A 23,909-nucleotide genomic window follows, 5' to 3' on the forward strand; every position below is an offset into this window, starting at 1 on the left:
TAATCGGCTCATGAAAACGAACGCCCCCAAACCTTCCGCTCCCATCGCCCTGGCCCTGGCTTTGGCACTTGCCCTGGCAAGCACTGGCCAGAGTCAGGCCCAGGCCTGCCTCGACAAGCGCCAGATTCAGGAAGCGGTGTCTTCCGGACAGATTGCGTCGCTCGACACGGTGCTGGCACGCGCGGGCGTGGACGCCGGCTCGGAAATCCTCAATGTTCAGGTGTGTGACGAAGGCGGAGCGCTGGTATATGTTATCGGTGTACTCAGCCCGGATGGTCAGGCAAAAAATCTGACGCTGAGCGCGCAATAGCGGTGAGTCCAGCGGGGGACGGATCATGCGTATTCTGGTTGTTGAAGACGACGTCAATCTCAATCGGCAGATAAAGGAGGCCCTGACCGAGGCCGGCTATGCCGTTGACGTGGCATTCGACGGGGAAGAGGGGCATTTCCTGGGTGACACCGAGCCCTATGACACCATCATCCTCGATATCGGCCTTCCGCAGATGGATGGGCTCTCCGTGCTCGAAGAATGGCGCCGGGCCGGCAAGACAACACCGGTGCTGCTGCTGACGGCCCGCGACCGCTGGAGCGACAAGGTGCAGGGCATCGACGCCGGCGCCGACGATTATGTGGCCAAGCCATTCCATATGGAAGAAGTGCTGGCCCGCGTGCGGGCGCTGGTGCGCCGTGCGGCGGGACATGCCAGCAATGAGATCGTCTGTGGTGCCGTGCGCCTGGATGCCCGCAGCGGCAAGGTAACGGTCGATGGCCAGTCGGTGAAGCTGACGAGCCACGAATTGCGGCTATTGAGCTATCTCATGCACCATAAGGGCAAGGTGATTTCGCGCACGGAGTTGACCGAACACCTTTACGATCAGGACTTTGACCGCGACAGCAATACGATCGAAGTCTTTGTCGGGCGTCTGCGCAAAAAGCTGCCCGATGACTGCATCCAGACCGTGCGCGGACTGGGCTACCAGATCCTTGGGGATTGATCCGCTTGAAGCGTCCCGCGGCTGACATGACAAAGCTCTGACATGCTGCGCAAAGGGTCCATCGCTGCATCGCTGTTCTGGCTGTCTGCCGGGTGGCTGGTGCTTGCGCTGGTCACCACCGGTATCCTGCTCACCGATCTCTATTCGCGCGCGCTCGACACAACGCTGACCGAAACGCTCGACTTCCACGTTGAAAGCCTGGCTGGGGCGCTGCTCGACACCGGCGATCCGCGCGATGCGACCATTGCCCTTGCCGATCCGCGTTTCGAACGGCCTCGCTCGGGCTGGTACTGGATCATCCGTGGCGAGCAGGGGGAGCTGATCAACCTCTCGACATCGGTGGTCGGTATCGATTTGCCCGGCGTCGGCGCCGCGGCCGACACCATGGGCCGCAGCACCGAGGTGATCGACGATCCCTTCGGCACGCAATTGCGCATGGTGGAACGCACGGTGAGGCTGGCTGATAGCAGCTACCGCATCACGGTTTCGGGCAATTTGACCGAGATGCTGGAGCTGGTCGCCGATTTCCGGGGGCAGACCTTTATTGTGCTGGGCGCCGTAGGCGTCATGTTGGCGATCATGAGCGCGATCGTGGCGCGCATTGCATTGCGGCCGATCGCGCGCCTCAGCGGTGCGGTGGAAGCCGTGCGGGAGGGTGAAAGCGCCGAAGTGTCTGGCAGCTATCCAACCGAGATCGCCCCGCTGGCCGAAGAGGTCAATGAATTGCTGCGCTCCAATGTGCAGATCATCGAGCGGGCCCGCAATCAGGTCGGCAATCTGGCTCATGGGCTCAAGACACCCATTGCAGTGCTGCGCAACGAGGCGCATGCGCGCAAGGGCGCGCTGGCCGATGTGGTGGCCTCCGAGACCGAGAAAATGAGCAATATGGTCTCGACCTATCTCGAAAGGGCGCGGCTTGCAGCCCGCACTTCAGTGGTCGGCAAGAAGGCCGATGCCACCATGATCATGCTGCGCCTGACGCGCGTGATGCGCAAAATCCACCCCGATGTCACCATCGCTTTTCAGCGGCCCGATGCTTCGCTCCCCTGGTTCCGGGGCGATGAGGCCGACCTAGAGGAAATGGCGGGCAATCTGCTCGACAATGCCTGCAAATGGTCCAATGGCCAGGTGGGCGTGCGGCTGAGCAGCGTCCGCAGCGACAAAGGCACCCAACTACTGATGCGTATCGACGACAATGGCCCCGGATTGTCGGAGGCCGACGCGCAAAAAGTGTTGCGTCGCGGCGTCAGGCTGGATGAGAAAACCCCGGGAACCGGACTGGGACTGGATATCGTCAAGGAACTGGTCGATGTCTATGGCGGTGAGCTTGAGCTCAAGCGCTCGCAACTGGGCGGATTGCTAGTGGAGCTGAAGCTGCCGACGGCCCGGCTGGGTGGACTCGTCAGGCCGCCCGGAACCTGACGCACTTTCGCCGCATTGCGACAACAAGAACCAATTGAATGCACCAGAGGCCAAATAACCGATGAATCGTATTTCTCTTTTTGCTCTTCCGATTTTCGCCCTGGCCTTGGCCGCCTGTTCGAGCACCGGCACCACACGGGTCGTGCAGGCGCCGGTCGTCGCTCAGCCCATGGTGACGCAGCCTCTGGTGCCGACCTCCGCGCAAACCGTGCAGACCGCAAAGCTGACCACCAGCATTGCCAATGGCTTTGTGGACCCCGCAGCCTTGGCCCTGATGAGCGCCAAGGACTCCAACGAGGCCAATAGCGCCCAGTTCTATGCCCTGCAGTTCGGTCGTCCCGGTGCGCCGCGCCAATGGGCCGGCGACAAGGGCACAACGGGCTCGGTCGCCGTCGGGCCCTATGTGCGCGTGAACAACCTCGATTGCCGCGATTTCACCCATACGGTCAAAGTGGGTGGCACGGACTATGTCAAGAAGGGCACCGCCTGCCGCGAAGTGAACGGCAACTGGAACGTGGTCCAGGGCGCCGCCTGACAAACGCATTCGGCGTCGGGAAAAGGATTGTTTACCACGGCCCTATAGGGTCGTGACCGATCGTGTTCCCGACCCGAAATGCTTATGAGCCAACCTGCCACCAGCCCCGCCGCTGCCGCGCCTTCACCTGCCAGGGTTGAGGCAAAGGCTGGCGCGCGCGTTCCGCGGCCCTTTTGCGGCGTGATCGACCCTGTTCTGGTGAACGAGCCGGTGCTGTTTGCCTTTGGCGGCTCGGTCAGCGCCGAAGCGGCCGCAAGTATATGGACCTGGGTCGCGCGCGACCTTTGCCCGGACCTCATTTCCGCCGACGGCGTCGCCAATGGCAATTTCGGCGCGGCCGATCTTGAGCCGCTGATGCCGGAAATATTGTCGCGCATGAAGGCGGCCGTGGAGAAGGTCGACCGCGACAATGAGGCCCTGCGCCGCCTGCGGGCTCAATCCGGGCGTGACAATTTCCGCGACGAGGTGGCCGTGGTTATGGCCGCCCTTAGGGCCCGCGCCCTGCTGCCAAAGGCGCAGGGCTTCGGCAAGGCGGTCAACGCGATGAGCGACGATGCCGCCCTTGGTGTTGCTCTGCAGTCGATGCCGCTGAAAGATCCCGTGCTGGCCGCGCTGCTTTTTCACGCCGCCATGGGCCAGATCGCCAATCCCACGCGGCTCATCACCGCTGTCATCAAGCTCAGCGGCAATGCCGGCGAGCAGGTCATCGCCCGCAATGGATTTTCGCCTCTGCTCGATGCGGTTCTGGCTCATGCCCAGAACCAGCTGAAGCATTTGCAGCTTGGCGGACCCCCTTGCTGACATCGATATGGTCTGCCGCAGTCTGGAGCGCTTTCACCGCCTGGTGCGCTCGCTGACCGGCTATGTGGAATTTGCCCGCGGAAGCCGCGCGACCCAGGTTCTCTCGACAATCACGAAAATGGTCTCCGACCGGGTCGAGCCGCGCCTCAAAGAGGTGGCCACGGACCTTAACCAGGCCATGCGCCGGCCGCGCGAGGGCGCAGACCGGATCGACAATGACCGGCTGCTCGGGGCGATCAACGGGGTCTATCTGCTCTCGTCGGTCCGCGATTGTCGCGATTCGCTGGCTCTAAATGCCGTTTTCGACCAGGCCTGGAGCCAGACCGGCCAGGCGCTTGAATTGCATATCCAGCGCAATCTGGACCTGCTGCGCCAGAATCCGGGCGATGCCATGACCGGCGCGCGGCTCGATGCAGCCATCAAGATGGCCGAGGTGCGCTTCAACGCCGATTATGCCGAGACGCTGCGGCGCGCTCGCGCAACGGCGGAACGCCGGGCCTGATCAATCGTCAATCGCGGCAGTGCGGACGCGCACGATCTGGCCCTTGTCCCTCACCGTCAGCGGATAATCGGCGGCGGCGCCGTGCGCAGCCACCAGGGCCAATGGCCCAAGCGCAGTATGCCTGAGCACGACCCCGACCGCCAATGCCGGATGGTCCGTGTCTGAGTTCGGGAAGATGAGTGCGCCTGCGTCGAGCGCGCGAGGCTCGTCCGGCACCAGGCGGACAAGGCGCGCATCCTCGCCAAAGCGTCCCGTAAGATAGGCTGGCACTTCCTTGTCGCCGATGGGTTCCCAGGCATCGGCTTGTTGCATGCTGGTTTCCGCGGCCAGGGAGATGGAGGCGACGCGCTCCTGTGCGACAATGCCGGCAGCCGGCTCGGGTATCAGCTTGAGGTCGACGCCCGCCGCGACCTCGCTGGCCGTGAGCGGCTGCGGGGCCTCCGCAAGCAGCGTCAGGCCACGGGCCGCGGGCTGCCAGAACTGCAACCGCAACCGGGGCTTGGCCGGCTCGGGACGGGGTAGGAGGCCGCTACTGCCGTCGAGGTAAGCGGGGGGTCCTCCGGCGACCGGATTGGCAATGGACGTGGGGCCATCGGGCGTTTCATAGAGCGGATCGACGACCGGGTCCTCGACCGGACGGCGTGTCCGACCCAGCAATTGATCGATGGCGTCGGCGCCGCTCTGAATGCAGCCGCGCCGGGTAAGATATCCAGCGGCGCTGCCCGCCAGGGCGATCGCCTCCAACTGCCCCTCTGCCTCCAGCCGGCCCGGATTGCCATGCCACCGGCTGGTGCCGCCAGCGATATGCCAAAGGGTCAGGTCCGGCTGCCAGCCGCCGCAAACCAATAGCCTGTCGGTTACAAGCACCGCTGCGCCTGAGGTTTGCGCGTGAACCGACAGCGTGCCGCCAGCTCTCACCATGCCGGCCGAAGACACGATCGTGCCCGGTGACTGCACGATGCCATAGGCGCGCGAGAAGGCAATGAAACGCGAATTGGCCTGGGGGCGGCTGTCCAATATCCGGCCAATGCCAATTTCTGCATCGCTGGTCAGCATGGCCAGGCGATAGGCCGGATTGCTGCCGGTGGCGAAAATTGCGTTCTGGCCCGGCCAGACGCCAAACCGTGTCGCCAGTTCATAGGCATCCAGCGTGCCCATGACCCCCGGCAATCTGTTGCCACCGAAGATCGGCAGACGCTCCAGGGACCCCGTCGCGATGACAATGTGGCCCGCCGTGATGTCGATGACCCGGCCGCGGACCTTCCCCTCCTCGACGTCAATCTGATGGATGCGGGCCAGGCCGGTGCGAATGGCAAAGACATGCGTCGATGTCAGCACCGTAATTGCCTCGCTTGCCGCCACCTCCGTGCTGAGGCGCGACATGCTTTCATCGGGGGCGTCTTCGCCCTCCTGGGTGCCGAACAGGCCGGATTGGCCACCGAGAAACGGTCGCGCTTCGACGAGCGTCACCGCCAACCCGGCCCTGGCCGCTGCAAGAGCGGCCGAAAGTCCGGCGACACCGCCGCCTATCACCAGGACGTCGGTTGTTTGCGGCCGGCCGCCCGGTGTAGTTTTCCAGGGGCGGGTGAGCGGCTGGGTGGCGCTGAGTGTCAGTCCCAAAGTGCGACCGGGCTGGAAGAGCCGCGCAAGGCCCCTGGAGCGCTCGACCCCGACTGTCACGAATTCGGCGCCGTCCAGCGCTGGCGTTCTGGCCATGGGAAGCGCCGATTGCGGATCATCGGCTAGGTTCTCATGGCTGATCGCCGGCGCGGCGCGCATGGTCAGGCCGATGGGATTGTCCAGGTGCAACCCAATTGTATCGATGCCCGCCGCCAGGGCCGCGCTCAGCACCGTGTCGCCGGCGAACCCGGACACAAGCCGCCCGTCCAACCGGAAGCGCAAGGGGCGAGAGCGGTCAATGGCAGTGCCGGCAAAGCCTCGGGGAGCCGTTTCCGGCAGGCGGTTGATTTGAGGTCTCACTCGGCCTGCTCCCCCCCGAAACCGGGGAACTCGGCCACCGCCGTGCTTCGATTGTCTCTGTCGACAAGATGCTGCTCGAACCAATGGGCCTCGGCGCGGGACGCGGCTCCCGCCAGCCAGCGGGCGAGCGCGGGCGCGATGAAAGCGCCATAGCATCCCGTACCGGCGACAATATCGGCACCGTGACCTTCCACCCGCCCGAAGGCCGGTGCGCCATCCCGGGTGACAAGGGCTGGATAGCTGGTCTGCCCGGCCTGGACGATCTGCCTGTCTTCGCCCAAAAGGCCCTGCAGATGCGCGGAGAACTCTGCCCGTTCGCCCGGCCCGAACGCTGCCACTCCGCCTTCGGGCTGCTGAGTGAGGAACAATCCCCAATCCAGCTCGAGCATTATCGAGGACGTCAGCGGTCGCGTCGGCGCCGTCAGGATGCTGCTATGCTGCCGGCGCCGGAAAAGCGTCGGCCACTGGCGCAGCGGCAGCCAGGCCATGATCGCCTCGTCATCTGCAAGCACGGCCTGCCGGGCGCCAAAAACCATGCCGTTCTGCGCCAGTTCCACCCGGCCGTCCTTATCGACATTGACCGACTGAGGCGTCAGGCGCCGCACCTGACTTTGCGCAAGCCATGGTTCCAGACCGGTTTCCATCTGGGCGCGATTGAGCCTGAATGCGTCGCGCAGCACGATGCCTGCGCGGTTGCCGCCAAGCGTGGATTGCGCAACCGGCTCGGCGGCAACGCCAAATCCCACCGCCATATGCCTGATGTGGGAAAGCGCCTCGATCTCTCGCGGCCCCTCCGCAAAAAAGATCGGATCGACGCGGGAGAGCGTGCCGCGTCCGGCAATACGGCTCATGAGCCGCGATGCTTCAGGGATTGTCCCGACGAGGATGGTCCAGCTTTGGGGTCGCGTTATCGGCGCCACTGACAGATCGATGCCGCGCGGCAGCCGATAGCTGGCGCGGCTTTCTCCCGCCAGCAGGACTTTCTTGTTGTGAGAGCCGGCCAGCAGGCCTGCCAGAAATTGCGCCAGCGGCGTGGATCCAAAGACCGCGAAATCGAAATCGGGCTCGCTCATGCGGCAAATAAGCCCGCGACTACACGCCCCTGTGGCAATGCGTCCATCTTATCACGCGCTGTTTTGGTGGTTTTTTGCCGCATTCGGCTTATAGAGGGCCATGCCTTGCCGCGTCTGGCAGACAAGCGTTTGGGGCCCATGATTTTCTGGTCGATCGCCATTGCCGTTACCGCCATTGCCTGCGCTGCCCTGTTTTATGCGGCGGCCGGACGAACGGTCAACGCGCGCAAAGACGAAATGGCTGACGACAAACAGCATTTCCGCACGGTTCTGGCGGCCATCGACGCCGATGAAGGCAATGGCAAACTCGATGCCGAGCAGGCCCAGGCCGCCCGCGGCGAACTGGCCCGTGAAGTGCTGCGCCACGGCAATAGGCCGAACCACGGGGGCGGGCAAGACCTTGGCCGTCCGCTGCTGCTCCTTGGGGTAACGGCTATAGCCGTTTTGAGCCTGTCGCTCTATGCGGTTCTGGGGCGGCCGGACCTGCCCGTGCAGCCATTGTCGGAGCGGCCGGAGGCTGCCGCGCAAAACATCGATCTGGAAGACGCCGTGGCACGCATAGAAGCGCGGCTGACCGAAGCGCCGGACGACCTGCGGGGCTGGCAGGTCATCGCGCCGGCCTATCTGGAAATGGGGCGTTTTGCCGACGCTGCGCGTGCCTACCGGCAGGTGCTGGCATTGTCCGGACCTACGGCCGATCTGCAAACCGATCTGGCGGAAGCTCTGTTGCTCGATGCCGGCGGCGCTGGTTCCGAGGAAGCCATGGGCCTGCTGCGCGCCGCCGCCCAGATTGACAAAACCCATACGCGGTCCAGACTTTATCTGGCGGCCGAGCTCATGCGGTCGGGCAGCTATGATGATGCGAGCGCCTATTGGCAGCAGGCCATCGATCTGGCCAGTGGTGACGAGCCCTGGTTGCCGGCCGCACGGCAGGGCCTGGCAGTGGCGCTGAATGACGGCGTCGATGCCACCGCCGAGCAACAGGCGGAGATGATCAAGGGCATGGTTGGCGGATTGGCAGACCGCCTGTACAGCGAAGGCGGCACGATCGAGGAATGGACACAATTGGTGCGATCCTATCTCGTTCTCAACGCCACCGACGACGCCCAGCGCGCATTCGACGCCGCTATTGCCGCCTATCCCGCCGCCTTTGATCGGGGCGAACTCGATACGCTTGCACTGGGTGCAGGCCTGACGCTTAACGGAGACCGTCCATGACCATGCCGGCCAATGCCCGCCGTCGCGGCCTGACCCGCAAACAAAAGCGCCTTGCCGTTATCGGCGGATTGGCCATTGTGCTGGCCATTGCCACGGCTCTTATTCTGACTGCCTTGCGGGACCAGATCGTGTTTTTCTATGCGCCCAGCGATGTTGTCGCGCGCGACGTTATGCCAGGGCAGGCCATCCGATTGGGCGGCCTGGTCAAGGAGGGCAGCTGGACGCGTCAGGGGAAGAGAGAACATCTTTACCGTGACCGATGGCGGACACGATATCGTCACCCACTATGTCGGCATTCTGCCCGACCTGTTCCGCGAAGGGCAGGGGGTGGTTGCCGAGGGCAGCCTGGGTGCAGACGGTCGCTTCGAGGCCAATAATGTTCTGGCCAAACACGACGAGAACTATGTGCCCAAGGAAGTCGTCGAAGCGCTCAAGGCCCAGGGTGAATGGCGGCCGGAGGCCGGTGCGCAGTGAGCATCGAACTCGGCCATTTCGCGCTGATCCTGGCGTTTGCCATCGCAACGGTGTCGGCCATTGGCGGCCTGACTCTATGGCGTCGCGGCGATCGGCTGACAGCCGCACTGAGCCAGGCCTCCATTCTGCAATTCGTTCTAGTGGCCCTGGCTTTCCTGGCCATAGTGCAGGCCTTTGTCGTCTCCGATTTCAGCCTGGCTCTGGCCGCCGAGCATTCCCATTCGCTCAAACCCCTGATTTTTAAGATTTCCGGGGTCTGGGGCAATCACGAAGGTTCCGTGTTGCTCTGGGTGCTCATACTGGTGCTGTTCGGTGCTCTTGTTGCAGCCTTTGGCCGCAACCTGCCCTCCGACCTGGCCAATCTGGTGCTCGGTACGCAGAGTCTGCTGACGGCCGCCTTTGCTGGATTTACGCTCTTTACTTCCAACCCATTCGCGCGCCTTTCGCCAGCGCCGCTGGAAGGGGGCGATCTCAACCCGGTCCTGCAGGATATTGGCCTCGCCATTCATCCGCCGCTGCTCTATGCGGGCTATGTCGGCTTTTCGATCTGTTTCTCCTTCGCCATCGCCGCGCTGGTATCGGGCCGCATCGACCAGGCCTGGGCGCGTTGGGTGCGGCCCTGGACGCTGTTGAGCTGGACCTTTTTGACCCTGGGCATCGCCATGGGCTCCTATTGGGCCTATTACGAGCTGGGCTGGGGCGGCTGGTGGTTCTGGGACCCGGTGGAAAATGCCAGCTTCATGCCCTGGCTGGCCGGCACCGCCTTGCTGCATTCGGCCCTGGTCATGGAAAAGCGCAATGCGCTCAAGATCTGGACCATCTTTCTCGCGATCATCACGTTTTCCCTGTCGCTTCTGGGCACCTTCCTGGTGCGCTCCGGCGTTCTCACATCCGTCCACACCTTTGCCAGCGACCCCACACGAGGCCTCGTCATCCTCACCATATTGGCGATCCTGATTGGCGGCGCCTTTCTGCTGTTTGCCATGCGTTCGCCTGCTCTGCGCCAGGGCGGCCTGTTCGCCCCGATCAGCCGCGAAGGCGCCTTGATCCTCAATAATCTGTTCCTGGCGACGGCGGTCGGCGCGGTGTTGGGCGGCCGGCCAGAGGCTGATCGGCTTTGCCGCTCTGGCGGTCTTTCTCGCCATCCTGATTTCCGCACTGGCCGGAAATTCGATTTCACTGGTCCCGCTCGGGCTCCTGCTGGGCTTCTGGGTGGCCTTTGGTTCCGTGGCCGAACTGATCGAGCGTAGCCGGATGGGCCGTATTCCGTTTGGTGAAAGCCTGCGACGCCTGGCAGGGCTCCCGCGCTCGATCTGGTCGACGGCTATCGCGCATCTGGGGCTGGGCCTGACCGTGCTTGGGATCGTCTCCGTATCGGCCTGGGAGACCGAATTGGTGACGACGCTCAACCCGGGCGAGACGGCCGAATTGTCGGGATACCAGATTGCCTTCGACACATTCGAGCAAATGAACGGCCCCAATTATCTGGCCGATGCGGGCAGCTTTACGGTCACGGCACCGGATGGTGGAGTGGCCCGACTGGTGGCCGAACGGCGAACCTATATGGCCAGCGGCATGCCGACTACGGAAGCGGCTATCCAGACCTATGGGCTGTCCCAGCTTTACCTGCAATTGGGCGAGCCCCTGGACGACACCCATGTCGTCCGCGTCTGGCACAAGCCCTATATCCTGCTGATCTGGATTAGTGCGCTGGTCATGGCGGCGGCCGGGGCTCTTTCGCTGACCGACCGGCGCATCCGCCTGGGCGCACCCCAGCCGGCGCGAAAGCCACGCCCCGAGGCGGCCCAATGAAACTGCGCGCGCTTCTGGCTTGCTTGCTCCTCTGCCTGTCGCCGGTCACCATGGCGGTGGGGCCGACCGAAATTCTGCCCGATGCGGCCCTCGAGCAGCGGGCCCGCGATATTTCGGCGGGCCTTAGGTGCCTGGTTTGCCAGAATCAGTCGATTGACGACAGCGATGCCGACCTTGCCCGAGATCTGCGCCTATTGGTGCGCGAGCGCTTGCTGGCGGGCGATAACCGATCAGGAGGTCGAGCAATATATTGTCGATCGCTATGGCGAATATGTTCTGCACACTCTATCCGCTCCTGCTCGATGCCCTGACCGGCACGACCATTTCGGTGGGCGCACCCTTTTTCAACTTCACCTTCGGGGCGCTGATGGCGCCATTGCTGCTGGTTCTGCCATTCGGGCCGCTGCTGGCCTGGAAGCGCGCCGACCTCGTGGCGGCCGGCCAGAGGCTGATCGGCTTTGCCGCTCTGGCGGTCTTTCTCGCCATCCTGATTTCCGCACTGGCCGGAAATTCGATTTCACTGGTCCCGCTCGGGCTCCTGCTGGGCTTCTGGGTGGCCTTTGGTTCCGTGGCCGAACTGATCGAGCGTAGCCGGATGGGCCGTATTCCGTTTGGTGAAAGCCTGCGACGCCTGGCAGGGCTCCCGCGCTCGATCTGGTCGACGGCTATCGCGCATCTGGGGCTGGGCCTGACCGTGCTTGGGATCGTCTCCGTATCGGCCTGGGAGACCGAATTGGTGACGACGCTCAACCCGGGCGAGACGGCCGAATTGTCGGGATACCAGATTGCCTTCGACACATTCGAGCAAATGAACGGCCCCAATTATCTGGCCGATGCGGGCAGCTTTACGGTCACGGCACCGGATGGTGGAGTGGCCCGACTGGTGGCCGAACGGCGAACCTATATGGCCAGCGGCATGCCGACTACGGAAGCGGCTATCCAGACCTATGGGCTGTCCCAGCTTTACCTGCAATTGGGCGAGCCCCTGGACGACACCCATGTCGTCCGCGTCTGGCACAAGCCCTATATCCTGCTGATCTGGATTAGTGCGCTGGTCATGGCGGCGGCCGGGGCTCTTTCGCTGACCGACCGGCGCATCCGCCTGGGCGCACCCCAGCCGGCGCGAAAGCCACGCCCCGAGGCGGCCCAATGAAACTGCGCGCGCTTCTGGCTTGCTTGCTCCTCTGCCTGTCGCCGGTCACCATGGCGGTGGGGCCGACCGAAATTCTGCCCGATGCGGCCCTCGAGCAGCGGGCCCGCGATATTTCGGCGGGCCTTAGGTGCCTGGTTTGCCAGAATCAGTCGATTGACGACAGCGATGCCGACCTTGCCCGAGATCTGCGCCTATTGGTGCGCGAGCGCTTGCTGGCGGGCGATACCGATCAGGAGGTCGAGCAATATATTGTCGATCGCTATGGCGAATATGTTCTGCTCAACCCACGCCTGGGGGCGCACACGCTGTTGCTCTGGGCCGCCGCGCCGCTGCTATTGCTGGCTGGCCTGATGGTCCTGCTCCTGGCCCGCCGCCGGCCCGCCGCGTCTGCTCCGCAGGCCCTGACCGCCGAAGAGACCGCCGCGCTCGAGGCCCTGAATCAAGGCGAAAATCGCCCCTAGTTGCGACACATTCCCGCCTGCAACATTGCTAAAGCTTAATGTTGGCGCAACTTCGCAGAAAGGCGCGTCGTTCCATACGTATCGCCATAAGCTGTTGAGAGCTTAACGAAGGAGATACGTTCCATGCGTTCGACTATTCTTTCGCGTACGCGCCGCTGGTTGGGTGCTTCCGCCCTGGCCTTGCTGGTTGGTGCCGGCGGTGTCGGCTCGGCCCTGATTCTGACCGGCCAGGCCGCCAATGCGCAGATGCAGAACGCCGCCCAGATCGTCGTGCCACAGGCCTCGGTGCAGCAAGGCTTTGCCGACCTGGTGGACGCCGTCAAACCGGCGGTGGTCTCGATCCTGGTGGAAGCCGAATCCCCCAGCCGCACCATCCAGCGCGGCGGCCGCGACTTTAACTTCGAGTTCAATTTCCCCGATCTGCCCGAAGATCATCCGTTCCGCGACTTCTTCGACCAGTTCGGCGGGCCCAACGGGCCGGGTGCACCTGGCGGCCAAAACGCGCCGCGGCACTTCATGGCCGCCGGCTCGGGCTTTATCATCTCCCAGGACGGCTACATCGTAACCAATAACCACGTGGTCGAAGACGCCACTAAGGTTACCGTGGTCTTTGAAGATGGCTCCGAGCAGGTTGCCGAAATCGTCGGTACCGACCAGCGTACCGATCTGGCCGTGCTCAAGATCGAAGGCCAGGATCTGCCCTTCGTGACCTTCGAGAACGAGCCCAGCCGCGTGGGCGATTGGGTGGTTGCCGTGGGTAACCCCTTCGGCCTCGGCGGCACTGTGACCGTTGGCGTCATCTCCGGCGCTGGCCGCGATATCGGCGGCTCCAATTACGGCGACTTCCTGCAGATCGACGCGGCGGTCAATACCGGCAATTCCGGTGGCCCGGCCTTCAACACCAATGGTGAAGTGGTTGGCGTCAACACGGCCATCTATTCGCCCAATGGCGGCAATGTCGGGATCGCCTTTGCCATCCCGGCACATACCGTCAAGCAGATCGTGGACCAGTTGATCAATGATGGCACGGTGACCCGCGGCTATCTGGGTGTCTCCATCCAGGACGTCAGCAAGGACATTGCCGACAGCGTCGGTCTGTCCAATGCCCGCGGCGCCATTGTCCGTGAGCCGACCGAAGATGGCCCTGCCGGCGCTGCCGGTGTGAAATCGGGCGACATCATCCTCAAGGTCGATGGTGAACAGATCGACGATGCGCTCGACCTCAGCCGCACCATTGCCAGCAAGGCGCCCGACTCGACCGTAGACCTGACCATCTGGCGCGATGGCGCCGAGACCTCGATCCAGGTCCAGCTCCAGCAGCTCGACGAAGCCGCCGTTGCCGCAACGCCGGACCAGCCCGTGCCGCCCCAGGCCCTGCCTGAAGCCGCCACGGCCCTGGGCATGACCCTGGTGCCTAATGGCGACGGTTCGGGCGGTCTGCTGGTGCAGAATGTCGATGGAGATAGTGCCGCCGCGCAGCGTGGTTTCGCCACCGGCGACGTCATTCTCGAGGTCGACAACAAGCCTGTGGCCGAACCGGCCGATTTCGACGCCGCGGTGCAGGCAGTTCAGGATCGCGGCCTGAATACGGTGCTGATCAAGGTCGCCCGTGACGGTGAAGCTCGCTTTGTCGGCTTGCCGATTGGCGATACTGAATAATGCCCAACGGCCCCGGGGCTGACCTGGGGCCGCCCCTTCAATACGGAGCGTCAGCCGTGAAAATCCTGCTCATCGAAGACGATCGCGAAGCGGCGAGCTATCTCGTCCAGGCCCTCGATGAAGCAGGCCATGTGACCCACCACGCCGCTGATGGCGAAACCGGCTACGCAATGGCATCGGGCATGGATTACGACGTGCTCATCGTCGATCGCATGCTGCCCCGCCGCGATGGCCTGAGCATTGTCGAAAGCCTGCGCGCCGAAGACGACAAGACACCGGTTCTGATCCTTTCGGCATTGGGTGAGGTCGACGATCGCGTCACCGGCCTGCGCGCCGGCGGCGATGATTACCTGACCAAACCCTATGCCTTCACCGAACTTCTGGCCCGCGTCGAAGTGCTCGCCCGCCGCTCCAGCCCAGCGGAAGCGGCCACCAGCTATACAGTGGGCGGCCTGACCCTGGACCGCCTCAGCCGCAAGGTCGAACGCGAGGGCGAAAATATCCTGCTGCAGCCGCGCGAGTTTCGCCTCTTGGAATATCTGATGAAAAATGCCGGCAAGGTGGTGACCCGCACCATGCTGCTCGAAAATGTCTGGGACTATCACTTTGACCCCCAGACCAATGTCATCGACGTGCACATGTCGCGCCTAAGATCCAAGATCGACAAGGGCCATGCCAATCCGCTGCTCCACACTGTGCGCGGCGCCGGCTATATGATCCGGGAGTAGCCCGTGAGCCGCTTCGCCCAGGTCTGGCGAACATCCACCGTCAGGCTGACTGCCACCTTCATCGCCATCTTCATCGTTTTTGCCATCTTGCTCATGGCCTTTATCGGCTGGCAGTCGAGCGTGCAGATTCAGCGCCAGCAAACCGACGATATCGATCGGGAGATCCGCCAATTCCAGCGTATCGAGGCCAATCAGGGTATCCGCGCGCTGGCCTTTGCCGTCAATCGCCTGTCCACCCAGCCTGGACCGGGCATCTATTTCCTTGGCGACGCAACCGGCCTTTACCTCCTGGGCAATGTGACCGACGTGCCGCCCGAAGTCGTCATCACGCCCGGTGTCTACAGCTTCGATTACGAGCGGCCAAACCCCCTGGGCGATGGCACAAATGCCGATGAACTGCGCCCGCCGCGCCAGCGTGAGGGTGTCGCGGTGGTGCGCTCGATTGAATTGGGCAATGGGATGCGCCTGGTCGTCGGCCGCGATGTAGTCGAGCGCCGCGGCTACTCGGCCATTATTCTGCAGAGCTTTCTCGTCGGCGTCGTTGGCATCATCCTGTTCTCGCTGGTCGCGGGCGGCATTACGGCCCGGCGCGTGCTGCGGCGCATCGACACCATTCAGCAGACCTCGACCAAGATCATGTCAGGCAATCTTTCCGAGCGGGTTCCGGTCACCAAGCGCAATGACGAATTCGATGCGCTGGCCACCAATCTCAATGCCATGCTCGACCGCATCGAGCAGCTTTTGCAGGGCCTCAAGGAAGTCACCGACAATGTGGCGCATGACCTCAAGACCCCGCTCACCCGGTTGCGCAATCAGGCGGAGGCGGCCCTGCGAGACACCGCCAGCGTGGAAACCCGTGAGCAGGCGCTTGAGACGGTGATCGCCGAGAGCGATCGCCTGATCCAGACTTTCAATGCCCTGCTGATGATCGCGCGGGTTGAGGCCGGTGCACCCTCGGGCGCCCTGTCCGAGGTCAATATCAGCGATATTGTGGCCGACGTTGCCGAGCTCTATGGCCCCGTCGCCGAAGACGAGGGCATCGTCGTCGAAACCAATATCGAGGGCGGCATATCGCTCAAGGCCAATCGCGAGCTTGTCGGCCAGGCCATGGTCAACCTTCTGGAAAACGCCATCAAATATGCGCGCCCCGAGGACGGGACGCCGGGCAGGATCGTCGTCGACCTGGCCGCTGAGGCCGGCAAGGTCCGCATCTGCGTTGCCGACAATGGCCCGGGCATTCCCGAGCCGGACCGCAAGCGCGTGCTGGAACGCTTTGTCCGGCTCGAAAAGAGCCGCTCCGAGCCCGGCTCGGGCCTTGGCCTGTCGCTGGTCAACGCCGTGGCGCGGCTGCATGGGGGCACCTTCACCATCGATGACAATGCGCCCGGCGTGCGCGCCGTGCTTGAAATCCCCAGGCGCTAACCTGCCGTCTTGTCGGGGCCATGGGGCCGGGCTATGCCTCTTTTATGAGCACAATTCTTGCCCCGCTTCCGCCCACCGACATGCCGCAATTCGAGGCTCTGCTGGCCGATATGCCTGAAGCCTGCGCAGCCGCCCTGCGCTCAAGGCGCGATGCTATTGGCCCCTTGCTGGAGGCAGCGCCCTATCTGCTCGACCTGACGCGGGCCCATGGGCCATGGCTGGTCGAGGCGCTCGATGCCGGCCCCGACCGGGCCTTTGCCGATTTGATCACGCAAGTCGGGCGAGCCGGACGCGAAGACGGTGAGGAGAACGTCGCCCATGCCCTGCGCTGCGCCAAGGGGCGGACCGCGCTATTGGCGGCTATAGCAGAAACGGGCGGCGCCTGGACAACGGCCCGCGCCACCGAAGCCTTGTCCGATCTGGCCGATGCCGCGCTTGAAGCTGCTCTCGACCTGCTCATGCGGCAGGCTTCCGAAAAAGGTCACTTGGCGATCCCCCCCGACGAGGCCAGGGCCGCCAATTCCGGCCTAGCCCTCTTTGCCCTGGGCAAGCATGGCGGTCGCGAACTCAACTATTCCTCCGACATCGATATCGTCGTGTTTTTCGATCCGCAAAAGCCTGTACTGGCCGACCCCTCCGAGGCGACCAGGATCTATTCGCGCATGGTGCAGAAGCTGGTGGGGCTGATGGAGGACCGGCAGGCCGGCGGCTATGTGTTTCGCACCGATCTCCGCCTGCGCCCCGATCCCGGTTCGACGCCTGTGGCGCTATCCGCCGATGCCGCGCTCGCCTATTACGAAGTGCGCGGCCAAAACTGGGAGCGCGCCGCCTGGATCAAGGCCCGGGCCTGCGCAGGCGACAAGGCCGTCGGCGAGGCCTTCCTCAAGGATTTGGCGCCCTATGTCTGGCGCAAGCATCTCGACTTCGCCACCATTGCCGACATCCAGGCAATGAAACGCCAGATCAACATATCCAAAAAGGTCGGCGATATCCGGGTGGAAGGGCACAATGTCAAACTCGGCCGCGGCGGCATTCGTGAGATCGAATTCTTCGCCCAGACCCAACAGCTGATCGCGGGCGGGCGCGACCAGACCCTGCGGGTGCGTCCCACCGCGCAAGCCCTGGCGGCGTTGGCACAAGCAGATTGGATCAGCCAGCAGACGGCCGACGAGCTGACCCAGACCTATTGGTATCTGCGCGCCATCGAGAACCGCCTGCAAATGCTGCGCGACGAACAGACCCATGTCATGCCCGATACGCCCGAGGCGGTGGCCCTTATTGGCAGGCTGATGGGTGAGGCCGACCTTGAAACCTTCGAAACGGCCTATCGCACGGCCCTTGAACGCGTCGCCCGCTATTATGCGGAGCTGTTTACCGAGGGCGAGACGCTCGGATCGGGTGAGGGCAATCTGGTCTTCACCGGCAGCGATGACGATCCTGAAACGCTTGAGACGCTGACGGTGATGGGGTTTGCCGATGCCCATAAGGCCATCGAGACCATTCGCAAATGGCACTATGGCAGCTATGCCGCCACGCGGACCTCAGCGGCCCGGGCGCACCTGACCGAATTGCTGCCGGCCCTGCTGCTGACCCTGGGGCGCGCCGGCAATGCCGATGAGGCTCTGGCCCGCATGGACGATTTCCTGGGACGCCTGCCTGCGGGGGTGCAGCTATTCGCCCTGCTGCGCAACCACGCCCAATTGCGCACCTTGCTGGTGCAATTCATGGCCTCGGCGCCGCGCATGGCCGAGGCCGTCATTCATCGCGCCCATGTCATGGACGGCCTTATTGATCCGGCCTTTGCCAATGACGTGACCCATCGCGATGTGCTGGTAGCCAAGGTGGATGCCTTTCTGGCGGACGCACGTTCCTATGAGGAACTGATCGACCGGGCCCGCATCATTGGTCAGGAGCAGAAATTCCTGGTGGCCGCAGGTCTGCTATCCGGCACAGTCAGCGCGCATGGGGCAGGGGAGCAGTTCACCGCTTTGGCCGAAACCCTGCTGCATCGGCTGTTCGACAAGGTCCAGGACGAATTTGCGACCCGTCACGGGCGCATCCAGGGCGCAGAAGTCGCCTTGCTGGCTTTTGGCAAGATGGCCAGCCGGGAAATGACTTTCGCTTCCGACCTGGACTTTATCCTGCTCTACGACGCGCCCGACACCGAATCCGATGGCGAGCGGCAATTGTCGACACCGCACTACTTTGCCCGCCTGACCCAGCGACTGGTGGCGGCGGTGTCTGCGCCAACGGCGGAAGGTGTGCTCTACGAGGCTGATATGCGCTTGCGTCCCTCGGGCAATTCGGGGCCCCTGGCCACCAGCCTTGCGGGCTTTCGCGCCTATCACAAGGACAATGCCTGGACCTGGGAGCACCTCGCCCTCAGCCGGGCCCGTGTGGTGGCCTCCACTGGCGACCTCGGCCGCAAGGTCGACGCGGAAATCGCCGGGATCATGGCTCGGCCGCGCGACAATGCCAAAACCATCGATGATGTCGTGTCCATGCGAGCCCTGATGGCCCGGGAGCGCAAGCCGCGCCACCCATTCGACCTCAAGCTGGTCAGCGGCGGGCTGGTCGATCTCGAATTTATCGCTCAATCGGCGCAATTGGTTGCCGGAGCCAATATTGCCCTTCCGCAGGACACAACGGCCCGCGTCCTGGCGCGGCTCGGCGAGCTTGAACTCGTGCCCGAGGGCCAGCGGCTGGCCGAAATCCATGCGGTCTATTCGACGATCCTGCAGGTCATGAGTTCGGCCTTGGTCAGCCCCTTCAAGGAAGAGGCTTGGACTCCCGCTTTCAGGGAATTGCTCGCCCACCTGGCCAATTATCCCGATTTTGTGCGTCTTGAACTGGATGTCGCGCAGATGCAGGCAACCGTGCAGGCAGCGGCCGAGCAGTGGTATGAGCGAGCGCGGGTGCTCTAGGCAGCCAGATGAACCGCGGCCGGCTCGATCGGCAGGGAAATCGCCACGGTCGTTCCGATCATCGGGCTGGAATCGATGGCCAGGTTTCCGCCGCTGAGTTCGGCAATGGCCCGCGCGATTGAAATACCCAGGCCCGGGCCGACGCCATCGCGGGTAAAACTGGCATCGCCCAGTGCAAAGGGTTGGCTGAGGCTGGCCAGGCGGCCCTCGTCCATGCCTATGCCGGTATCGCTGATTTCGATCACCACGCCATCGTCTGCGGCGTAGCCGGCCAGCGTCACCTGTCCGCCAGCCTGCGTGAACCGGAGTGCATTGTCCATGATATTGCCGATCATGCGGATCAGCCCAAGGCGATCGCCACGCAGGACGGCGCCGGTCTCGCGTCCGGTCAGCAGGCTGATGCCGGCGCGCTGGGCCTGGCCATGGAAACGGGCCGCGACCGCATTCAGGACCTCATCAAGCAACACCGGCTCCTGCCGCAATGCCTTGCGTCCGCCCTCGAGTTCGGCCAGGTCGAGAATGGCAGCGAACGAGGTGAGCAGATGTTCACCTGAGGATTTGATGGTTTCGACATAGTCCACATAGCGACTGTCGCCTAGCGGCCCATAGGTCTCGTGCTGCATCAGTTCGGCAAAGCCGATAATGTGGTTGAGCGGCGTGCGGATGTCGTGGCTGAGATGCGCCAGGAAATTGGTCTTTGCGCGGCTTGCCGCCTCGGCCTTGAGCTTTTCTTCGTGATAGCGGCGGGCCAGCAGTCTTTGTTCCTCGCGGACGGCCTGTAGCATGGCATCGGTGCGCTTGACCTCGGTAATGTCCGAGACCAGCGTCATGAAAGCGCCATCACCCAGCGGGCGCTCGTCGATTTGCAGGCATGTCCCGTCCCCGCAATGCAGCTCGAGCAGGCGGAGATTATGGTCTTCGCGCACCAGTTTCATATAGCCGCCGGCAATCAACCGGCTGACGGCCTGGTGATAGGTGACCCTGGTGTCATCGAGGTCGAGACGGCTGCGATATTGGTCATTGCAGACGATCAGTTGCCCGGTACCGGTCCAGCAGGCCAATCCCATGGGAATGGCCGAAGCCAATTGGCTATAGCTCTCGCGCTCCTCGGGTGCCGGCATGCCTTTGCGGCGGCGCGACGATGCTAGCGTCAAGAGCCCAGCCAGCGCGAATGCCGCCGCGCCGCGCCCGGTGATGCCGGAAAGTGCCGCGAGTTGGTCCAGTTCCAATCCGAGCAGGCCATGGTCGCCGGCTGGGACGGCGTGGGCGAGAGGCCCGGGCTTAGCGTCGCTGGCAAGGCTGGCTTTGATCAGGCCGCCGCTGCGATAGGCGGCCGTATCGAGCACCGCTTGCGCATCGGCCGGGGAGCGCAGGGCGATATCGGCCGCCAGCATTTCCCCGATCGCCGCCAGCTCATGTTGCATGCCGGCAAAGGTGCGGGTGACGTCATAGACGATAAAGAGGCTGGCGGCGAGGAACGCGGTAGCCGCAACCGCAGCTGAGGTGCGAGAAAAATGCCAGGCGAAAAGGGTGCCGATAAGATGCGGGGCGCTTGAAGGTCTTTTCCTGGAGCCAGCGCGGAATCCAAGTGCGCCGGCGCCGGATGCTTCCGACGACCGCATAAAATTCTCCATCCTTTGAAGGGGTTTAGACCCAAACCAACCTTGCCCTTAACAAGGTATGAATCAGGTCGGCATCGCTTGTCCAGAGCGTCGCCTGGGCCGTTTTGGGCGGAATTGGAAAAAGCGGAGTCAGCTGAATCACTTAGCCGAAAGAAAAAATCTTCCAAAGAGCGATCGCATGGATTTCGGCATGGGAGGTGCCCCGGGGGAGGGCCTTGCCGTCCCCCGGATTGTGCCTAGCCGGCCAGAATGCGGTCCAGAATCTCACCCACATTGCGGCTGAGACTGTGCTGCTCCTTGAGCGCGCGCAGCGCTTCGAGGCCGGCTTCGCGGCGCGACGTTTCCAATATGGGCAGGATGCGGAAGCCGGTCAGAATGCGCGAGGCCACCTGCGGGTTTACCTTGTCGATCTCGACAACCGCTTCGGTAATGAACCGGAAGCCGGCACCGTCTACGCGCGCAAACTGCGTCGGATTGCTCATGACGAAACTGCCCAATAGCGAGCGCAGGCGATTGGGGTTGGTCTTTGGAAAGTCTGGGGCCGCCAGAATGGCGCGCATCCGCTCTATCACCTCGTGATCGGGAGCCTGGGCCGAGGCCGTGAGCCACTTGTCGAACACCAGCGGGTCGCCGGCAAAGCGGGTGCGGAACTCGCCGAGCAGCGCGGGCGCATCCGCGGTCCAATGATGCGCAGAAATGGCCATGGCCGCATATCGATCGGTCATATTGGTGGCATCATGGAATTGTTGCGCGGCCAGCGCTGCGCCCTGCGCCGACCCGGCCACCAGCAAGGACAGAAGGCCGTTGCGCAGCGAGCGCCGGCCGGCCTGTCCGGCATCAGGGCTATAGGGGGCATTTGTACCAAGCGCGGCATAGGCGGCAGCGAGCTTGTCGCTTACCGGCGAAACCAATGCGGCAATTAGGGCCTTGCGGGCCTCCGATACGGCATCTGGATCGACATCTCTGCCGATGTTTCGGCTGACCACGGTCTCAGCGGGAATGCTCAACGCCTGAGCCTTGAAGGCGTCGTCGAGGTCCGGATTGTCCAGCGTATCGACCAGCGCCGCGCGCAAGGCGTCTACCTCGGCATCGGACCAGGCCTTGCCCTGTGCCGCATTGGCGATCAGCGCTATGGAGGCCGTTTGCAGGGCATCCCAGCGATTGAAGGGATCGCTGTCATGGCGCGCAAGGAACAGCAATTCGGCCTGTCCGAGATTGGTGCTGACCTTGACCGGCGCGGAAAAGCCCCGGAACAGCGAAGGCACCGGCTTATTGGCGACGCCGGTAAAGGTCAGGGTGGCGCTGTCGCCCTCAAGTAGGATCAGGTCGCCTTCGACGGTACCGCCGGAAACCCCATTCCAACCCATGGGGCTGCCGTTGGGGCCGATCAGCCCGAAGCGGACCGGGATCAAAAGTGGCTTCTTGGTTGGCTCGCCAGGGGTCGGGTCGACCTTCTGCGTCAGCGTCAGCGTATAGGTCTGGCTCGCCGCGTCATAATTGTCGGAAACGCCGATCTGTGGCGTCCCGGCCTGCAAATACCAGGTCACAAACTGGCTGAGATCACGGCCGCTGGAGTCCTCGAACACTTTGATAAAGGCTTCAATCGTCGTGGCATCGCCATCATGGCGCTCGAAATAGAGATCCATGGCCTTGCGGAATCCAGCTTCGCCCAAAAGCGTAGCCAGCATGCGGACAATCTCGGCACCCTTCTCATAGACCGTGGTGGTATAGAAGTTGTTGATTTCGCGGAAACTGTCCGGGCGCGGCGGGTGGGCGAGGGGGCCGCCATCCTCGGGGAACTGGCTGGTCCTCAAGTTCTGCACGTCATGAATGCGCTGCACGGGGCGGCTGCGCTCGTCGCTGGTGAACTCCTGATCGCGGAAAACGGTCAGGCCTTCCTTGAGACAGAGCTGGAACCAGTCGCGGCAGGTGATGCGATTGCCGGTCCAATTGTGGAAATATTCGTGCGCAATGACCCGCTCAATGCCGTGGTAATTGGCGTCCGTCGCGGTCTCGGGCTTGGCAAAGACCAGTCTGTCATTGAAGATATTGAGACCCTTGTTCTCCATCGCCCCGAAATTGAAGTCGGAAACGGCGACGATGTTGAACACGTCCAGATCATATTCGCGCCCAAAGCGGCGCTCGTCCCAGGCCATGGAGCGCTTAAGGCTGTCCATGGCATAGGTGCATTCCGCTTCCTTGCCATGGGCGCAATAGATGCCCAGTTCGACCTCGCGCCCGCTCATGGTGGTGAAGCTGTCCTTGATCGATCCCAGATCGCCTGCGACCAGAGCGAAGAGATAGGCGGGCTTGAGGAAGGGATCTTCCCAGACTGCAAAATGAGTGCCGTCGCCCAATTCGCCCTGATCCACCAGATTGCCATTGGCCAGCAGAACCGGCGCCACCGCCTTGGGTGCACTCATGCGGACTTTGAAAGGAGCCAGAATGTCGGGGCGGTCGAGATAATAGGTAATGCGGCGGAACCCTTCGGGCTCACACTGCGTGCACCAGGTTCCACCGGAGCGATAGAGCCCCATCAGCTTGGTATTGGCCTCCGGCTTCAGCGTCACTTCGGTTTCGAGAACGAAGCGGCGGTGCGGCGGCTCTACCAGCGTTAGCGAATTGGGATCACTCGCATAAGCGGACTGCTTCAGCGGCGCGCCATCCAGCGCCACTGAATCGAGCTTGAGTTCATCGCCGTTAAGCACAAGCGGCGTGCCCGGCGCGGTCTTTTTCCGCGGCTCGATGGTCAATTGCGCCCGGACGCGGGTACTCTCCTCGAGAATCTTGAAATCAAGCTCTACTGACACGATCCGGTACGGCGTGGGGGCATAGTCCTTGAGGTAAACGGTCTGCTCGCTCTCGATACGCATGAAACGGTCCAAATATGACGTTGGTTATGGTGGGGCCTGTGTCTGTCTGGTGACAGTCGACTCGTCGTTATCGTGTATCCTATGCGGCTCTCGGCTGCATAGCATGCTCTTTGCCTTCAATTGGGACGGCATTGGGGAGGATGATGCTAGAAGGTCGCCTGCACGTCGCTCCTCTGCACGTTTCGGTTGCACGAGCGATGGTTCCAAAATTTCCGCACGGTTCGAGCCGTCGGCCATATATGCCTTGACCTCAAC

The 23,909-nt window shown here is 63.1% G+C and carries 17 protein-coding genes and 3 pseudogenes; 16 read left to right on the forward strand and 4 right to left on the reverse strand.

Annotation, left to right across the window (positions count from 1 at the left end; genetic code table 11):
* Positions 1-10 precede the first annotated feature (10 nt).
* The 6 genes from V8Z65_RS05065 (at position 11) to V8Z65_RS05090 (ending at position 4,255) form a co-directional block, all read left to right on the forward strand.
* A complete protein-coding gene (locus V8Z65_RS05065) occupies positions 11-310 on the forward strand; it encodes a hypothetical protein (protein ID WP_338722971.1) in 300 nt (99 codons plus the stop codon).
* Between the two features lie 25 nt (positions 311-335).
* Positions 336-995, forward strand: coding sequence for a response regulator transcription factor (locus V8Z65_RS05070; protein WP_338722972.1), 660 nt, complete (start codon positions 336-338; stop codon positions 993-995).
* 42 nt (positions 996-1,037) lie between these two features.
* Positions 1,038-2,417, forward strand: a complete 1,380-nt coding sequence (locus V8Z65_RS05075; protein ID WP_338722974.1) for a HAMP domain-containing sensor histidine kinase — start codon at positions 1,038-1,040, stop codon at positions 2,415-2,417.
* A gap of 61 nt (positions 2,418-2,478) precedes the next feature.
* The gene (locus V8Z65_RS05080) at positions 2,479-2,952 is read left to right on the forward strand and encodes a hypothetical protein (RefSeq protein WP_338722975.1); all 474 of its coding nucleotides are present in this window, start codon (positions 2,479-2,481) and stop codon (positions 2,950-2,952) included.
* An 84-nt stretch (positions 2,953-3,036) separates the two neighbouring features.
* Entirely contained in the window at positions 3,037-3,753 is a 717-nt protein-coding gene (locus V8Z65_RS05085) for a hypothetical protein (protein ID WP_338722976.1), read from the forward strand.
* Positions 3,734-4,255 carry a hypothetical protein gene (locus V8Z65_RS05090; RefSeq protein WP_338722977.1) on the forward strand — a complete coding sequence of 174 codons (522 nt, stop codon included), beginning with the start codon at positions 3,734-3,736 and terminating at the stop codon, positions 4,253-4,255. Before V8Z65_RS05085 ends, V8Z65_RS05090 begins: the two co-directional genes overlap by 20 nt.
* On the opposite strand, the gene V8Z65_RS05095 is transcribed toward V8Z65_RS05090, so the two are convergent.
* Together V8Z65_RS05095 and V8Z65_RS05100 are read right to left on the reverse strand one after the other, a co-directional pair.
* Positions 4,256-6,235 (reverse strand): FAD-dependent oxidoreductase, encoded by a 1,980-nt coding sequence (locus tag V8Z65_RS05095; RefSeq protein WP_338722978.1) that lies wholly within the window; start codon positions 6,233-6,235, stop codon positions 4,256-4,258.
* Entirely contained in the window at positions 6,232-7,308 is a 1,077-nt protein-coding gene (locus tag V8Z65_RS05100; protein ID WP_338722979.1) for a hypothetical protein, read from the reverse strand. Before V8Z65_RS05100 ends, V8Z65_RS05095 begins: the two co-directional genes overlap by 4 nt.
* A gap of 105 nt (positions 7,309-7,413) precedes the next feature.
* On the opposite strand from V8Z65_RS05100, the gene ccmI reads away from it, so the two are divergent.
* The 10 genes and pseudogenes from ccmI to V8Z65_RS05150 all read left to right on the forward strand — a co-directional run bounded on the left by ccmI (position 7,414) and on the right by V8Z65_RS05150 (position 19,159).
* Positions 7,414-8,526 (forward strand): c-type cytochrome biogenesis protein CcmI, encoded by a 1,113-nt coding sequence (gene ccmI, locus V8Z65_RS05105; RefSeq protein WP_338722980.1) that lies wholly within the window; start codon positions 7,414-7,416, stop codon positions 8,524-8,526.
* Between the two features lie 29 nt (positions 8,527-8,555).
* A pseudogene (ccmE, locus tag V8Z65_RS05110) lies at positions 8,556-9,000 on the forward strand (cytochrome c maturation protein CcmE).
* A pseudogene (locus V8Z65_RS05115) lies at positions 8,997-10,812 on the forward strand (heme lyase CcmF/NrfE family subunit). Before ccmE ends, V8Z65_RS05115 begins: the two co-directional pseudogenes overlap by 4 nt.
* Positions 10,809-11,091: pseudogene (locus V8Z65_RS05120) on the forward strand (cytochrome c-type biogenesis protein); the annotation flags it as partial. The pseudogenes V8Z65_RS05115 and V8Z65_RS05120, both read left to right, overlap by 4 nt.
* Positions 11,084-11,965 carry a cytochrome c-type biogenesis CcmF C-terminal domain-containing protein gene (locus V8Z65_RS05125; RefSeq protein WP_338722981.1) on the forward strand — a complete coding sequence of 294 codons (882 nt, stop codon included), beginning with the start codon at positions 11,084-11,086 and terminating at the stop codon, positions 11,963-11,965. The pseudogene V8Z65_RS05120 and the gene V8Z65_RS05125, both read left to right, overlap by 8 nt.
* On the forward strand, positions 11,962-12,426 hold the full coding sequence (locus V8Z65_RS05130) for a cytochrome c-type biogenesis protein (RefSeq protein WP_338722982.1): 465 nt from the start codon (positions 11,962-11,964) through the stop codon (positions 12,424-12,426). Before V8Z65_RS05125 ends, V8Z65_RS05130 begins: the two co-directional genes overlap by 4 nt.
* 123 nt (positions 12,427-12,549) lie before the next feature.
* On the forward strand, positions 12,550-14,085 hold the full coding sequence (locus tag V8Z65_RS05135; protein ID WP_338722984.1) for a Do family serine endopeptidase: 1,536 nt from the start codon (positions 12,550-12,552) through the stop codon (positions 14,083-14,085).
* Positions 14,086-14,141: 56 nt separating this feature from the next.
* On the forward strand, positions 14,142-14,813 hold the full coding sequence (locus V8Z65_RS05140) for a response regulator transcription factor (protein WP_338722985.1): 672 nt from the start codon (positions 14,142-14,144) through the stop codon (positions 14,811-14,813).
* Positions 14,814-14,816: 3 nt separating this feature from the next.
* Complete coding sequence (locus V8Z65_RS05145; protein WP_338722986.1) at positions 14,817-16,235, forward strand: HAMP domain-containing sensor histidine kinase; 1,419 nt, start codon at positions 14,817-14,819, stop codon at positions 16,233-16,235.
* Between the two features lie 44 nt (positions 16,236-16,279).
* Positions 16,280-19,159 (forward strand): bifunctional [glutamine synthetase] adenylyltransferase/[glutamine synthetase]-adenylyl-L-tyrosine phosphorylase, encoded by a 2,880-nt coding sequence (locus V8Z65_RS05150; protein ID WP_338722987.1) that lies wholly within the window; start codon positions 16,280-16,282, stop codon positions 19,157-19,159.
* Here the strand turns inward: V8Z65_RS05150 and V8Z65_RS05155 are convergent.
* Positions 19,156-20,781 carry an ATP-binding protein gene (locus V8Z65_RS05155; RefSeq protein ID WP_338722988.1) on the reverse strand — a complete coding sequence of 542 codons (1,626 nt, stop codon included), beginning with the start codon at positions 20,779-20,781 and terminating at the stop codon, positions 19,156-19,158. The two genes, V8Z65_RS05150 and V8Z65_RS05155, sit on opposite strands and share 4 nt — an antisense overlap.
* A 236-nt stretch (positions 20,782-21,017) precedes the next feature.
* Positions 21,018-23,654, reverse strand: coding sequence for an aminopeptidase N (gene pepN / locus V8Z65_RS05160; RefSeq protein ID WP_338722989.1), 2,637 nt, complete (start codon positions 23,652-23,654; stop codon positions 21,018-21,020).
* Between the last annotated feature and the right edge of the window lie 255 nt (positions 23,655-23,909).

The sequence above is a fragment of the Devosia sp. XK-2 genome, from assembly GCF_037113415.1.
GTDB lineage: Bacteria > Pseudomonadota > Alphaproteobacteria > Rhizobiales > Devosiaceae > Devosia.